Consider the following 12,857-nt stretch of genomic DNA (forward strand, 5'->3'; position numbering starts at 1 on the left):
CCCCGATACGGGGCCTTTTTTATGCTTCGCAGGAAAGACGACATAAGTGCATGAAGCAGTTAAACTAAAAAACACCACATCCAGACCGCAAGGACGCCATGTCAGGACTCTTCACCAAGACCGCCAGGGCCGTAGGCCGCAACGGACTCTCATATCGCCTGCTCTCCTACATTCTGGTCTGCAGTACCGTATTGGCGATGATCATTACGGCGCTGCAACTCGCGTGGGATTACCGCAAGGATGTCGCCGTCATCGAAGACAGCATCGGCCAGATCGAGGCCTCGTTCCTGCAACCCATCGCCGCCAGCTTGTGGAACCTGGATGAAGAGCAGGTCAAAGTGCAAATTGAAGGGATCATGAACCTGCCCAACATGCAGTTCGTGATGGTCAAGGAGATGCTCGGCAACTCCGAAGTCCCGCTGCTGACCCAGGGGGTCGAGCGGGAAAGCTATGATATCTCCCGAGAATTCAACCTCACCTATCAGGGAGAGATTGTCGGCAAGCTGTTCGTTGCCGCCTCTCTCGAGCAGATCTACCAGCGCCTCATCGAAAAATCGGTGCTGATCATGGTCAGCCAGACCATCAAGACCCTGGTGGTCTCATTTTGCATCCTGATCATCATTTACTATCTGGTGGTCAGGCACATCAACCGCATCGCCAACTACGCCCAGAAGTTCAACCTCGATCGGCTCGACATGGCGCTGGAGCTGGAAGGCCGCCCGCAGCCACGCAAGAAACCCGATGAGCTGGATACCCTGGTATCCACCCTCAACCAGATGCGTACCCGACTGCGTGACGAGCTGGTTGCCCGCCATCGGGCGGTCGAACAACTGCAAAAGGAACGGGACTTCTCCGCCACCCTGATCAACTCCGCCAACATGGTCATCTGCTGCATGGAACCGGATTTGACCATCGCCAGCATCAACCCGGCAGCCATCCTGCTGACCGGCTACCACCAGCAGGAGCTGTTGCAGCACAACTGGCTGGATCTCTTTGTCAGCCCGGCGCAACGGGAAGAGCTGAACGATATTCTGGCGGCGGAAGGTTCACTGGCCGACAAAGAGGTCATCATGCATGACCAGCAGGCCCATGAGCTGGTACTGCAATGGACCTTCGTACCCTTCTACGATGGTCCCAACCTCAAGTACCAGATCGGCTTCGGCTACGACATCACCCAGCTGAAAAAGGTCGAGCGGGAGATAATCCAGCTCAACGAACAGCTGGAAGGCAAGGTGGTGGAACGTACCCGCAGCCTGAGTGAAGCCAACAACCAGCTCGGCAAAGCGTACGACGACCTGAAACAGGCCCAGCAGACCCTGGTGGAGTCGGAGAAGATGGCCTCCCTCGGCTCGCTGGTGGCCGGGGTGGCACACGAGATCAACACTCCGATCGGCATCAGCGTGACCGCCTCCTCCTACCTGCAGGAGCGGGTCGCCGACTTCAAGTCCCATATCGACTCCAAGCAGCTGTCGCGCACCTACCTCAACGAGTTCACCGTCAACCTCGACGAATCGATGCAGCTGCTGCAGAGCAACCTGCGGCGCGCCTCCGAGCTGATCGCCAGCTTCAAACAGGTAGCGGTCGACCAGTCATCGGAAGCACGCTACAACTTCAGCCTCGCCGACAACCTCCATCAGGTAGTGGTCTCGCTTGGCCACAAACTGAAGAAGAGCCAGTGCGAAGTGGATATCCAGTGCGATCCCAAGCTGTCGATCTTCTCCTTCCCGGGCAGTTTTACCCAGATCTACTCGAACCTGATCCTCAACTCCATCAACCACGGGTTCGACAGCTGGGATAAACCGAAGAAGATCACCATCAAGGTGGAACAGCAGGGAGAGGAGCTGTTTATCGACTATTCGGACAATGGCCGCGGGATCCCGCCCGAAATATTGCCGCGAATCTTCGATCCCTTCGTCACCTCCAAGCGGGGTCAGGGTGGCAGCGGTCTGGGCACACACATCATCTACAACCTGGTGGTGCAACTGCTGAAAGGCCGTATCAGCTGTGCCAGCGAACCGCGCCAGGGCGCCCAGTTCCATATTCGCCTGCCGATCCAACATAACTGAGCGCTGGCTCTTGTGAGCCAGCCGCTTTATCCCCATCATGCTGTGATTGCATTCTTAATGAGCGGAGAACCTCGCAATGGCACAGCATTTTGACTATATCGCCATCGGCGGCGGCAGCGGCGGTATTGCGTCTGCCAACCGGGCTGCCATGTACGGTAAGAAAGTTGCCCTGATTGAAGCCAAAGAGTTGGGTGGAACCTGCGTCAACGTAGGCTGCGTACCGAAGAAGGCCATGTGGTATGCAGGCCAGATCGCCGATGCCCTGAAATATGGCGCCGACTACGGCTTTGACACCACCCTCAACCACTTCAACTGGGCCAAGCTGGTCGAGTCCCGCCAGGCCTACATCGGCCGCATTCACCAGTCCTATCAGAACGTGCTGGGCAAGAACCAGATCACCGTCATCAAGGGCTTCGCCCGCTTCGTCAGCAGCAACACCATCGAGGTCAATGGCGAGCACTACACGGCCGATCACATTCTGATCGCCACCGGTGGCCGCCCGGAAATTCCGGCGATCCCGGGTGCCGAGCTGGGTATCGACTCCGACGGTTTCTTTGACCTGCAAAGCCAACCCAAGCGGGTTGCCGTAGTGGGTGCGGGCTACATCGCAGTCGAGATCGCTGGCGTGATGCAGGCACTCGGCTCAGAGACCCATCTGGTGGTGCGCAAGCACGCGCCGCTGCGCAACTTCGACCCCATGATCCACGAGACACTGGTAGAAATCATGGCGCAGGAAGGGCCCAAGCTGCACACCCACGCCATTCCCAAAGCCGTGCTCAAAAACGCTGACAACAGCCTGACCCTGCAACTGGAAGATGGTCGTCACCTCACCGTTGACTGCCTGATCTGGGCCATCGGCCGGGTACCGGCTACCGACAACCTCAATCTGGCCGCCGCAGGCATCACGCTGGACGAGAAGGGCTTTATCCCGACCGACAAGTTCCAGAACACTTCAGTCGCCAACATCTATGCGGTGGGTGACAACACGGGTCGCATCCAGCTCACGCCGGTAGCAGTCGCGGCGGGCCGTCGCCTCTCCGAACGGCTGTTCAACAACAAGCCGAACGAACACCTCAACTACGATCTGGTGCCGACCGTGGTGTTCAGTCACCCGCCCATCGGCACCATCGGCATGACCGAACCGGAAGCCATCGCCGAATACGGCGAGGACCAGGTGAAGGTCTACCGCAGCCAGTTCACCGCCATGTACTCGGCACTGACCCAGCATCGCCAGCCTACCCGGATGAAACTGGTCTGCGTCGGCCCGGAAGAGAAGGTGGTCGGTCTGCATGGCATCGGTTTTGCGATGGACGAGATCCTGCAAGGCTTTGGCGTCGCCATGAAGATGGGTGCCACCAAGGCGGACTTCGACAACTGCGTGGCTATCCATCCGACCAGCGCGGAAGAGTTCGTCACTATGCGCTAAGGGCAGATGAAGTTGGCCTGTCACGAGCAGCCGGCGTCTACAGCCATGTAGCCCCTTCACCCAAACCCGGCTCAGGCCGGGTTTTTTTGATCCCTCCTCGCTTTTTCTCTCGCAAATCCGTCGTTCTTTACGCCGATTTTACGCCTGCCACATGGCGCTTTATGGCGCCTTTACGCCTGTTTTACATACCCTTTTCAGCGTCAATGACACCAACAGAGTCGATATGGTCTTACATCGGCTCTCGCAGCTAATTATCTCAATGGAGTCGATATGAATTGGCTATATCTGCTGCTCGTCCTCGCCTTGATGGCCTATCTGATGCGCGCACTCACGCGCACTCACGAGTGAGGAACTAGAACATGTGGCAAGAAATAATCTATCCGGTGGCCTTCGTGCTGCTGGTGCTGCTGCCGGCGCCTCTGCTTGGCAACTACCTGTATCGGGTATTTGAAGGCAAGAGTCGCTGGCTCGCCCCGCTTGAGCGTGCCACCCTGGCTTGCTGTGGCACCGATGGACGGGAGCAGGACTGGAAGTCCTACGCCCTCAGCCTGCTGGCCTTCAACGGCGCCGGTTTCGGTCTACTGTTCCTGATCCTGATGGCGCAGGGGTTGCTGCCCCTCAACCCGCAACAACTGCCGGGTCTGAGCTGGCAACTGGCATTCAACACCGCGGTCAGCTTTATGACCAACACCAACTGGCAAGCCTATTCCGGTGAGGCCAGCCTCTCCTACTTCAGCCAGATGGTAGGCCTGACCACCCAGAACTTCGTCTCCGCAGGGACGGGCGCCGCCGTCGCCATTGCCCTGTTCCGCGGTATCGCCCGCCAGCAGACTATCAACCTTGGCAATTTCTGGCAGGATCTCGTGCGTTTCTGCCTCTATGTGCTGCTGCCCATCGCGCTGATCATGGCGCTGGTGCTGGTATGGCAAGGGGTGCCGCAAAGCCTCTCCGCCTATCTACCGTTCCACGGTGTGGAAGGTCAGGAGCAGCTGCTGCCCCTCGGCCCGGCGGCCTCGCAGATCGCCATCAAGCAGCTGGGCTCCAACGGCGGCGGCTTCTTCGGCATCAACTCGGCGCATCCGTTCGAGAACCCGACAGCCCTCTCCAACTGGCTGGAGATGGTCGCCCTGCTCACCATCGCTGCCGCCATGGTCTTTACTCTGGGCCGCTATGTGAAGGACATGGCCCACAGCCGCGCCATTCTCGGTGCCATGACCCTCATGCTGGTGCTGGGGCTCTTCGTCTCCCTCTCCCAAGAGCTGAAACCGGATCCCGCCCTCGCCCAGCTCACCACTGACGCCAGCAACATGGCTGGCAACTGGGAAGGCAAGGAGAGCCGCTTCGGCCCTGTGCTCTCCAGCATCTGGGAAGTGGCGACCACTGCCGCCTCCAACGGTGCCGTCAACGCCATGCACGACAGCTTTACTCCGCTCGGCGGCATGGTGGGCATGATCAACATGCTGCTGGGTGAGGTCATCTTCGGCGGGGTCGGCTCCGGTATCTACGGCATGATGCTGTTCGTACTGCTGACCGTGTTCCTGTGCGGCCTGATGGTGGGACGTACCCCGACCTATCTGGGCAAACGGCTCGGTATCACCGAGATGAAGTGGGTGGTCGCCAGCATGCTGGTCATGCCGGTCGGTGTTTTGGTGATCGGTGGTGTCACCCTGCTGATGCCGGATGCCAGCACCATCATCGGCCATGATGGCCCGCACGGTCTGTCGCGCCTCATCTATGCCTACGCCTCGGCTGCCGGCAACAACGGCTCCGCCTTCGCCGGTTTTGCCGCCGGTGACAACTGGCAGTGCATCGCCATCGGTCTGGCCATGCTGCTCGGTCGCTTCGGCTACATCATTCCGGTACTGGCCATCGCCGGTCAGCTGGCCCGCGCGCCTCGTCAGGAGACGAGCGAAGGGGACTTCCCCATCAGCGGCCCGCTGTTCGTTACCCTGCTGATCATCACCGTCCTGCTGATAGGTGGCCTCTCCTTCCTGCCGGTGCTGGCACTGGGCCCGGTGGCCGAACATCTGAGTCTGATCGGAGGAGCATTCTGATGAACCTGACCCTGTCGATCACCATCCGGATGCCAATGGCCAACTATCTGATGCTGGGAGCTTTCCAATGAGCAAGTCCACTGCAATGAGCACTGACACCATGTTGGTGAAGGGCAAAAAACAGAAATCACAGATCATCCAGGCAATGGTTGAGGCCCTCTATCGCTTCAATCCCAAGGCGCTGTTTGGCAGCCCTATCCTGTTCACCCTCTGGCTGGCCGCAGTCATGGCGACCGTGGAGTCCCTGATGGGGCAGCCTTTCTCCGGCGTTGCTCCCTCACTGGCCTGGCAGTTGACCGCCTGGCTCTGGCTGACCCTCTGGTTTGCCAACTTCGCGGAAACCCTGGCCGAGGGGCGCGGCAAGGCGCGAGCCGACAGCCTGAAGGCAGGCATGAGCCAGCTCAAGGCCCGTCGGGTGGCGAATGCCAAAGATGGTCAGGGCGAATGGGTACCCGCCACCAGCCTAATGAAGGGGGATCTGGTGCTGGTACGCAGCGGCGAGATGATCCCGGCCGACGGTGAAGTGATCGCCGGTATCGCCTCGGTCAACGAGGCGGCCATCACCGGCGAATCCGCCCCCGTCATCCGCGAGTCGGGTACCGACCGCAGCGGCGTGACCGGCAACACGACGGTCGTCTCCGACGAGATCTGGGTGCGCGTCAGCAACAATCCGGGCGAGAGCACGCTGGATCGGATGATCGCACTGGTGGAAGGGGCCAAGCGCCAGAAGACCCCCAACGAGATGGCACTCGATGCCCTGTTGGTGGGTCTGACCCTGATCTTCCTGCTGGTGGTCGCCACCCTGCCCTGGTTCCTCGACTACAACGGCACCCAGGTACCGCGTCTCTACCTGATCGCTCTCTTCATCACCCTGATCCCGACCACCATCGGCGGCCTGCTCTCCGCCATCGGCATTGCCGGTATGGATCGACTGGTGAAGCTGAACGTCATCGCCAAGTCTGGCCGTGCCGTGGAAGCGGCCGGTGACGTGCGCACCCTGCTGTTGGACAAGACCGGCACCATCACCTTCGGCAACCGGATGGCCGACGAGTTGATCCCGGCCCCCGGCGTCGACCCGGCCCTGCTGGCACAAGCGGCCATGCTGGCCTCGCTGGGTGACAACACCCCGGAGGGCAAATCCATCCTGACTCTGGCCAGCAAGAGCATGGCCAAGCCGAGTCAGCTGGAGAGCGACAAGGTGATCCCCTTCAGCGCCGAAACCCGGCTGAGCGGACTGGATCGCAACGGTCATCAATATCGCAAGGGTGCGGTAGATGCCGTGCTGAACTACCTCAGCCTCGACCGCAAGGCGGTACCTGAGCTGGTGCTCAAGTCAGTCGACAGCATCGCCCGTCAGGGTGGGACTCCGCTGCTGGTCTGTACTCAGGAGAAACTGCTGGGGGTGGTCTACCTCAAGGACATCATCAAGCCCGGTATCAAGGCTCGCTTCCAGATCCTGCGCCATATGGGGATCCGTACCGTGATGATCACCGGCGACAACCCGAAAACCGCCGCAGCCATCGCCGCCGAAGCCGGGGTGGATGACTTCATCGCCGAAGCGACGCCGGAGAAGAAGCTCGCCTATATCCGGCAGGAGCAGGCCGATGGTCGTCTGGTCGCCATGTGCGGCGACGGTGCCAACGATGCACCGGCACTGGCACAGGCTGATGTGGGTCTGGCCATGAACGAGGGTACCCAGGCCGCCAAGGAGGCGGGCAATCTGGTGGATCTCGACTCCAACCCCACCAAGCTGCTGGATGTGGTGCTGGTCGGCAAACAGCTGCTGGTGACCCGTGGCGCCCTGACCACCTTCTCCATCGCCAACGACGTGGCCAAGTACTTTGCCATCCTGCCAGCCCTGTTCATCGCCGCCTACCCGCAACTGGGGGCACTGAACCTGATGCAGCTGGGCAGCCCGCAGAGCGCCATCCTGTCGGCCATCATCTTCAACGCCCTGATCATTGTGGCGCTGGTGCCGCTGGCACTGCATGGTGTCGACCTGAAAGGCTCGGCCGCCAGCCTGCTGCGCCGCAACCTGCTGATCTACGGTGTCGGCGGCCTGCTGGTGCCGTTTATCGGCATCAAGCTGATCGATCTGGTCATTACCGGCCTGGGTCTGGTGTAACGACATAACCGGGATGCGGGTCAGACCCGCATCCCCAACCATCCTTTTGGAGCAAGAGAATCATGATAGCAATCAGAACCCTGTTGACCCTGACCCTGCTGCTGGGCGTGGGTTATCCGCTGGCGGTGACCGGGCTGGCCCAACTGCTGTTCCCCTGGCAGGCCAACGGCAGCCAGCTGACCGACAGCAAGCAGCAACTGATCGGCAGCGCCCTGCTGGGGCAGAAATTCGAGCGGGCTGACTACTTCCATCCCCGTCCCTCCGCCAGCGATTTCAACACCATAGGCGGCAGCGCCAGCAATCTGGGGATGAGCTCACCGCTGCGGGCAGAGTTTGCTGAACAGGCCGCCAAGGCACAGCCGGGAACCAGCTCCCCCGCCATGCTGACCCGCTCCGCCTCCGGCCTCGATCCCCACCTGCCGCTGGATGCGGTACTGGCTCAGGTCGACCGCGTCGCCAAAGAACGTGGACTGGATCCCGCCCAACTGACGGAGCAGGTCAAGTCGGCCACACAAGCTGGTATCCTTGGCCCGCAGGTGGTCAACATTCTCCAGCTGAATCTGCAACTGGATCATCAAAAGGGCGCCTGATGGTGCCCATTCCGGTTTGGTGATGACCTCGATTTTCGCAACGGGCGGTTGGCTCGATAGGGATAACAATGGCTGATGTAGCAAGCGCTGACGCCCTGCTGACAAGTTTGATGCAGGAGCATGGGGATGCGTGATGAGGTAAGGGCCGACGCCCTGCTGGCGAGCCTGGAACAGGAGCACAAGGGCAAGCTGAAGGTGTTTCTCGGGGCCGCTCCCGGCGTCGGCAAGACCTACGCCATGCTGCAGGCGGTGCGGGAGCAGGCCAAAGAGGGGGTAGACATCCTGATCGGCGTGGTGGAGACCCACGGCCGGCAGGAGACCCTGGCTCTGCTCGACAAGCTCGCCATCATGCCGCGCAAGATCCACATGCACCGCCAGCAGCGACTGGAGGAGATGGATCTCGACGGCCTGCTCGCCCGCAAACCGGCCATCGCCGTGGTGGACGAACTGGCACACAGCAACGCCCCCGGCAGCCGCCACGAGAAGCGTTGGCAGGATGTAGAGGAGCTGCTCAACGCCGGGATCGACGTCTACACCACCCTCAACGTGCAGCATCTGGAGAGTCTCAACGATCTGGTGTGGCAGCTGACCGGGGTCAGGGTGAAAGAGACCCTGCCCGATCAGGTGCTGCTGGAAGCCGACAGTCTGGTGCTGATCGACCTGCCCCCCAAGGAGCTGCTCGGCCGCCTCAAGGAGGGCAAGGTCTATGTGCCCCATCAGGCCAAGGCTGCCCTGCAATCCTTCTTCTCCCTCAACAACCTCACCGCATTGCGGGAGCTGGCGATGCAGACCGCCGCCAGCCATGTGGAGGGCGATCTGCAACTGCAGTGGCAGGCTGCAGGCAAGAGCACCTTGCCGCTACGGGGCAAGCTGATGGTTTGCCTCGGTGACCTGCACGGCTCGGCGCTGGTGCGCTACGGCCACCGCTTTGCCCAGCGCCGCCAACTCCCCTGGCTGGTAGTGCATGTCGACAGCAATGGCCGCCGCTCGGCCGATGTGGAGCAGGCGCTGGCGCTCGCCTCCCACCTCGGTGCCAAGGTGCTGACCCTCTCCAGTCCGGCGGTCGCCAACACCCTGCTGGAGACCGCCGAACAGCAGCAGGTCTCCCAGCTGCTGCTCGGCAAACCCCACAAGGCACCGTGGCGTCGCTCGCTGGTGCAACACCTGCTCAAGCAGGCTCAGGGGCTCGAAATCACGTTGGTCGATACCGAGAAGCAGAAGCCCGAAGTGGGGATGCGCATCCCGACCCCGAAGGATATTCACCACAGCCTGCTGGCGGTGACCATCATGGGGATCACCTCGGCTGCCGCCTGGGGGCTCTCCTACTGGCTACCACCCGCAGCGTTGCCGCTCATCTTCGTGCTGGGGGTGCTGGCGACGGCCCTCACCACCAGCCTAGTACCCGCCACGCTGGCGGCGGTGCTGGGCTTTATCGCCCACAATCTGCTCTTCACCGCCCCCTACTTCTCCCTGAGCGTCGCCAACCACAGCGATCTGCTCACCCTGTTCGTGCTGCTTATCGTCGGCATGACGGCGGGGCGCCTCGCCTCCCGCCAGCGCCAGCAGCTGATCGGCCTGCGCGAGACCCAGCAGCTGGGCAATGCCCTGCTCTCCCTCAGTCAGGGGCTGGCGACCGCCAACAGCCCGGAGGAGGTCCTGAGACAAGGGGCACAAGCGATCTCGCTGGCGCTGGGCCAGCCGACCGTAGTGATCGACAAGGATTTTCACGACCGCCTCGGCAACGAGAAGCACAGACCCGGCCAGACCGACAAGGCGGCCATCGACTGGTGTCTGGCCCAGAAGCAGAGCGCCGGTGCCCACACCGCCACCCTCAATGCCGCCGAGGCGCAGTATCACCACCTCAGCGATGACCTGGTGATCGGTATAACGCTGGCCAATCCGCTCTCCTCCTCTGCCGAACATCAGCTGCAGGCGCTGCTCACCGACATTCGCGCCGCGCTGGCGCGGATCGACCTCAACGAGCGGCTGGCCGACAGCCAGCTGCAGGCGGAAACAGACCGGATGCGGGCCGCTCTGCTCTCCTCGGTCTCCCACGACTTGAAGACGCCGCTGGCTACCATCATGGGTGCCGGCAGCACCCTGCTGGAATATGGTGACCGGATCCCCGCCGAAGACCGTGACGAACTGCTTCACTCGGTGCAGGAGGAGGCGCGCCGCCTGCACAGCTATGTGCAGAATCTGCTGGATATGACCCGCATCGGCTCCCCCGACTTCCAGCTGAAACGGGACTGGGTCGATCTGGCGGATCTGGTGGAGAGCGCCCGCAAGCGACTCGACTCCTCCTGGCGCCAGCACAAGCTGCTGGTCCATTTCGATCAGCATGTACCCCAGCTCTATGTCCATGGCGCCCTGATCGAGCAGGTGCTGGTCAACATCCTCGACAACGCCTCCCGCTACTCGCCGGCAGGCACCCCCATCGAGTTCAAGGTGATGGTGGCCGAGCCCGACCTCATCATCGACATCATCGATATCGGGGTCGGTATCGCCGAATCGGATCGGGAGAAGATCTTCAACCTCTTCTACACCCAGCCGGTGGGTGATTGCGGCAGCCGTGGCACCGGGCTTGGCCTCGCCATTTCCCGCGCTATGATAGAGGCCCACGGCGGCAAGATTTGGGCCTTCTCCGGCCCCAATGGCAACGGCACCTGCATGCGCATATCCCTGCCGCTCGCGCTCAATTCACCGGAGGTTTGATGGCGCACATTCTGGTCATAGATGATGAAGCGGCGATCCGTCGCTTTCTGCGGATCAGCCTGATTGCCGAGGGGCATCAGGTGAGCGAAGCGGTCAGCGTCACCGAGGGGCTGGAGCAATACCGCCATCTCAACCCCGATCTGGTGATCCTCGATCTCGGCCTGCCTGATGGCGATGGTATTCAGGTATTGCAGGCCATTCGCGAACACCACCCCAACCCGGTGCTGGTGTTGTCGGCCCGTGATTCGGAGCAGGAGAAGGTGCGCTTGCTGGATGCCGGCGCCAACGACTACATGAGCAAGCCGTTCGGCATCGGCGAGATGATGGCCCGCATTCGCGTGCTCTTGCGCCAGCGTGCTGGCGTCAGCAGTGGCGAGCGGCGCCACTTCCCCCAATGCGGCCTGACGCTGGATATCAGCAGCCACAAGGTGACCATGAAGGAGGAGGAGATCCCCCTCTCCCGCAAGGAGTTCGCCCTGCTGCAAGCGCTGGTATGCCACCCCGGCAAGCTGGTGATGCAGACCCAGCTGCTCAACGACATCTGGGGGCCGAGCCACAAAGAGGACACCCACTACCTGCGCATCGTTATCGCAAGCCTGCGCAAAAAACTGGGGGATAACCCCCAGCAACCGACGCTTATCGAGACCGAATCTGGTATCGGCTACCGCTTTATCGGCAACTGACGTTTCACGTGGAACGACGCCAGCTGCAAAGCAGCACCAGCAAGCCACAGCCACTCAGCAACAGGCCGAGATCCTGCAATCCGGCCGCCACCGCCAATCCCAGACTGAGCAGCAGGTAGTAACCAAGCCCGAACAGGGCGCCTGCACTACCTGCTACCTCGCGATAGGCCAGCAGCGCCTGACTCAGCACGTTGGGGATCGCCAGTCCGAAGGCCACCACGATTCCCATCATGGGCAGCAGGAACCAGAGGCTGGCCTGAGTCGTCCAGACCAGCAGCCCGGTGACCAGTGCCAAAACGCAAGCCAGTCTGATCAGAGAGGACGGCAGCCACCCCCTCCCCAGCAGATGCTTGTTGAGCAGGCTGCCAAGCAGGGTCGCCAGCGCCAGCAAGATCCCCGAATAACCAAACTCGCTGGTGCTCAATCCCAATCCGGCAAACAGGAACGGCGCCAGACTGTAGTAACCAAACAGCATGGTGTTGAACAGGGCGACCAGCATGGCACTGCGCCAGAGCCCGCCATCCTTCATCATCCGGCACGCCAGCGGCCAGAGTGCGACTTGCCGTGTGGTGGCCGGACGGGTTTCCGGCAGTTGCCAGCAGGCAACCAACAGCAAGAGAGCCGCCAGAATCAGCAGACCGCTGAACACCCCGAGATAGCCAAACCCGCTCGCCAGCTGCCCGCCACTGAGCAACCCCAGCACCGGGCTGAGTGAGAGCGCTATGCCCATCACCGAGAAGACCCGCGCCAGATCGCTGCCCTGATAACTGTCGCGCAGCATGGTCTGGGTCACCACGGATCCCACCGCGGCGCCAAAAGCCGAGATAACCCGGGCCAGCAGCAGGGTTTCAAACTGGTTGGCCAGCAGCGCCAGCAAGGTGCCGACGCCATAGGTGAGCAGACCCGCCAGCATGGCGGGACGCCGCCCTATCAGATCGCAGAGCCGTCCCCAGCAGACCACGCCCACCGCAAACGCCAGAAAATAGACCGACAGGGTCTGGGATGCCTGCCCTTCGCTCACCTGAAACTGGGTAGCGATGTGGGTCAGGACCGGGCTATAGATGGTCTCCACAATCTGGGGAAACATCATCAATCCCACCACCAGCCAGAGCGGTGGCAACTTGTTGTTCATGACAAACCTCCTTCACAAGAGGTCGCCATTCTAGAGAGATGCCAATTGTCTGATTACAATAAGCAG

8 protein-coding genes are annotated in these 12,857 nt (G+C 61.4%); 7 read left to right on the forward strand and 1 reads right to left on the reverse strand.

Annotated elements, in window-relative coordinates:
- Window positions 1-98 precede the first annotated feature (98 nt).
- The 7 genes from I6L46_RS16805 to I6L46_RS16835 all read left to right on the forward strand — a co-directional run bounded on the left by I6L46_RS16805 (window position 99) and on the right by I6L46_RS16835 (window position 11,659).
- Window positions 99-2,066 carry an ATP-binding protein gene (locus I6L46_RS16805; protein ID WP_216976426.1) on the forward strand — a complete coding sequence of 656 codons (1,968 nt, stop codon included), beginning with the start codon at window positions 99-101 and terminating at the stop codon, window positions 2,064-2,066.
- A gap of 76 nt (window positions 2,067-2,142) precedes the next feature.
- The gene (gorA, locus tag I6L46_RS16810) at window positions 2,143-3,492 is read left to right on the forward strand and encodes a glutathione-disulfide reductase (RefSeq protein WP_042054367.1); all 1,350 of its coding nucleotides are present in this window, start codon (window positions 2,143-2,145) and stop codon (window positions 3,490-3,492) included.
- 359 nt (window positions 3,493-3,851) lie between these two features.
- Complete coding sequence (gene kdpA / locus I6L46_RS16815; protein ID WP_216976428.1) at window positions 3,852-5,546, forward strand: potassium-transporting ATPase subunit KdpA; 1,695 nt, start codon at window positions 3,852-3,854, stop codon at window positions 5,544-5,546.
- 67 nt (window positions 5,547-5,613) lie between these two features.
- Complete coding sequence (gene kdpB / locus I6L46_RS16820) at window positions 5,614-7,671, forward strand: potassium-transporting ATPase subunit KdpB (protein ID WP_216976430.1); 2,058 nt, start codon at window positions 5,614-5,616, stop codon at window positions 7,669-7,671.
- Between the two features lie 62 nt (window positions 7,672-7,733).
- Window positions 7,734-8,261 carry a potassium-transporting ATPase subunit C gene (locus I6L46_RS16825; protein WP_201991000.1) on the forward strand — a complete coding sequence of 176 codons (528 nt, stop codon included), beginning with the start codon at window positions 7,734-7,736 and terminating at the stop codon, window positions 8,259-8,261.
- A gap of 126 nt (window positions 8,262-8,387) precedes the next feature.
- Window positions 8,388-10,976: a sensor histidine kinase KdpD gene (locus I6L46_RS16830; RefSeq protein WP_216976432.1), complete on the forward strand. Its 2,589-nt coding sequence runs from the start codon at window positions 8,388-8,390 to the stop codon at window positions 10,974-10,976.
- Window positions 10,976-11,659, forward strand: coding sequence for a response regulator (locus I6L46_RS16835; protein WP_033115265.1), 684 nt, complete (start codon window positions 10,976-10,978; stop codon window positions 11,657-11,659). The genes I6L46_RS16830 and I6L46_RS16835 overlap by 1 nt, the downstream gene beginning before the upstream one ends.
- Window positions 11,660-11,663: 4 nt before the next feature.
- On the opposite strand, the gene I6L46_RS16840 is transcribed toward I6L46_RS16835, so the two are convergent.
- On the reverse strand, window positions 11,664-12,791 hold the full coding sequence (locus I6L46_RS16840; RefSeq protein ID WP_216976434.1) for a multidrug effflux MFS transporter: 1,128 nt from the start codon (window positions 12,789-12,791) through the stop codon (window positions 11,664-11,666).
- Window positions 12,792-12,857 lie beyond the last annotated feature (66 nt).

The organism is Aeromonas sp. FDAARGOS 1416, assembly GCF_019048085.1.
In the GTDB taxonomy this organism is placed as follows: domain Bacteria; phylum Pseudomonadota; class Gammaproteobacteria; order Enterobacterales; family Aeromonadaceae; genus Aeromonas; species Aeromonas veronii.

Coding starts and splice junctions, on each gene's coding strand:
- I6L46_RS16830 (WP_216976432.1), top strand. CDS start 8,388: ATGCGTGATGAGGTAAGGGCCGACGCCCTGCTGGCGAGCCTGGAACAG.
- I6L46_RS16825 (WP_201991000.1), top strand. CDS start 7,734: ATGATAGCAATCAGAACCCTGTTGACCCTGACCCTGCTGCTGGGCGTG.
- I6L46_RS16835 (WP_033115265.1), top strand. CDS start 10,976: ATGGCGCACATTCTGGTCATAGATGATGAAGCGGCGATCCGTCGCTTT.
- gorA (WP_042054367.1), top strand. CDS start 2,143: ATGGCACAGCATTTTGACTATATCGCCATCGGCGGCGGCAGCGGCGGT.
- I6L46_RS16805 (WP_216976426.1), top strand. CDS start 99: ATGTCAGGACTCTTCACCAAGACCGCCAGGGCCGTAGGCCGCAACGGA.
- kdpB (WP_216976430.1), top strand. CDS start 5,614: ATGAGCAAGTCCACTGCAATGAGCACTGACACCATGTTGGTGAAGGGC.
- kdpA (WP_216976428.1), top strand. CDS start 3,852: ATGTGGCAAGAAATAATCTATCCGGTGGCCTTCGTGCTGCTGGTGCTG.
- I6L46_RS16840 (WP_216976434.1), bottom strand. CDS start 12,791: ATGAACAACAAGTTGCCACCGCTCTGGCTGGTGGTGGGATTGATGATG.